Raw genomic sequence first — 2530 nt, forward strand, 5'->3', positions numbered from 1 at the left:
TGTTCGTCCCGGCCATGTCGGTGCGAGCAGCGCCCAACCCTCAACCAACTGCGTCATCCGTGCTGGCGGAAAGGCCATCACTCCATTAACATTCCAACCGGACCCCTCCATGGGGGCGGATCAGCAGATCATCGGTCAGATCGTCGATGCGGACGGATCCCCCAAATCGGGCCACAAGCCCCTCCTCATCGCCGAGGAAAAGGCGCGCTCCGCAATCTTCGCGGGAGCGGCGCAGCGCGAGGACGGGCACATCGTGGCGGCCTGGACCACGAACAGGAAGGGCCACGCGCCCATCCTGAAGGCACGCGAGTTGGACCTTCATAGTGGGGCCGTCAGCCCGGTCATCACCGTGGCAAAGATGGATGCTTCATCGAAGACGGCCGTCGAGATCGCCATGGATGCGCTCGCAGCGATGTCGGTCGATGCGGGCTCCCGGTCGCATGTCTTCCACGCTCCAACCGCAAGCGGTTTCGTCGCGTCTTCGGATCCTGCGGCTGCGGATGAGGGTTCTCTTGGCACGTTCGCTGTAATAGGAGCGACAGACGAGGGCGACGGTGGGGGGATGAGCACCCAGTCCGTTAACGTGAATGGATTTGATACCTTAGACAACAACGTAGATGGAAGAGGTCTGCCGTTTACTCTTTTCGGCCCTTACGTGTTCAATGCTCAGGCGGGAAAAGACACTGTCATCGGCTCAATATACAGTGACAGGATCAACGGTGAGGATGGGGACGATGTGCTCACCGGATGGAGGGGAAATGACACGTTCGATGGCGGCAACAATACCGACACCGTGACATACCTAATCGAGGACGGCGGACGTAGCGTTAAACTCAACCTGTCTCCCTTTACTTGGGATGTGGTCGTGTCGACCGGCCTTGTGACCTTGGCGCCGATGACTGGTGTCGACACCTATGAAGCTGTCGACAGTTTCTTCGGAATCGAAAAGTTCGTCGGCACTGCGATGAGCGACCATTTTTACGCGCGGGGCACCCTAGGTCAGGGATATTACATCGAAGGGCAGGGCGGCAGTGATAGCATTGACGGAGGAGATGCCCTTGTGGGCGATACCCTCGATGGCGGCGACGGTTCTGATCGTCTCCAAGGTTATGGAGGAAATGACTGGCTCTACGGGAGCAAAGGCTTCGATGACGGAGTCCAGGACGTCCTCGACGGTGGAGACGGTGATGATACGCTGGAGGGCGGCTCGAACGACGCACTAACCGGTGGACGTGGAAACGATCTCTTCAGAGGGGGGCATGTCAGTTATTCCAATGTGAATGAACCATTCCGTTGGATCGTCGATCTCCGCACCGGAACGGTTACTCGCACCGATAATGGCGAAGTCGACCGGCTGGAGAATGTAAGATCCGTCACCGGCGGCGTCGGAAATGATGAGTTCATCGCTGGCGATACGGGCTCTTCCTTCTCAGGCGGCGGCGGCACGGACACGTTCAGAGGCGGTGCGGGTAACGACTCCTTCTCTACTAACAACGTGAATTCCATTATGTACGCCTCAGGAGGCAACGACAGCTTCAGCGGGAACATCGTCGATTATTCGCAAATCCGCAATACGGGGATCGAAGCGAACCTTGCGACCGGCGTCGTCAAGAAAGGTCTCAACACCGACACTCTTGTGGGTGTGAACATACTGTATGGCGCTGTCCTGAGCAGCAAGCTTATCGGTAACGGCATTGGAAACATTCTTATTGGGAATGATGGCGATGATACTATCGATGGAGGCGCGGGACGGGACTGGCTCCATGGCGGCAACAGTAACGACTCGATTTTTGGCGGCACCGAAGATGATACCCTTTACGGCGGTTTTGGTGACGACACTCTGGATGGAGGCCGCGGCGCCGATTGGATGTACGACAACATTGGTGACGATGTGTATTGGGTCGATGATCCCGGCGACCGCATACTCCTAGAAGATGGCGTTGATCCCAATAACAGCGGAACGGATACGGTTTACACGAACCTCACCATCGATCTCTCGGTTCATACGTTCATCGAACATGCCATCGCCCAAGGGAGTGCTGCGATCAATCTCACAGGCAATGCGAGCAACAATCAGCTCACAGGTAACGGCAACGACAACATACTCGATGGTGGGACTGGTGCCGATACAATGGTAGGCGGCGACGGGAACGACACGTACTATGTCGACAACCGCGGCGATATCATTCGGGAGTCCAGCATTGCCGGAAGCGGTGCCCAAGATAGAGCCGTTATCCGGGTCATGAATTACGATGCCCGCAACCTCGCCAATGTCGAACTGGTCGATATCACACCGGGCTTAGGAAGCTTGAACTATGTGGCTCTTGCTCCGGCGGTCAGGTCGGGCACCGTGGCAGCCATCGAAGAAAATCGGACGACGGGCATTGCCGCTACCGTCTTCTCGCAATGATCCGCCCCCATGGAGGGGTCCGGTTGGAATGTTAATGGAGTGATGGCCTTTCCGCCAGCACGGATGACGCAGTTGGTTGAGGGTTGGGCGCTGCTCGCACCGACATGGCCGGGACGAACA

1 protein-coding gene is annotated in these 2530 nt (G+C 57.3%); it reads left to right on the forward strand.

From position 1 onward, the window contains the following. The coding region (locus tag ACS5Q0_RS27365) for a calcium-binding protein (protein WP_473129770.1) at nt 1–2410 on the forward strand (2410 nt) is incomplete at its 5' end. Nucleotides 2411–2530 lie beyond the last annotated feature (120 nt).

It is taken from the genome of Microvirga sp. HS2, from assembly GCF_055792805.1.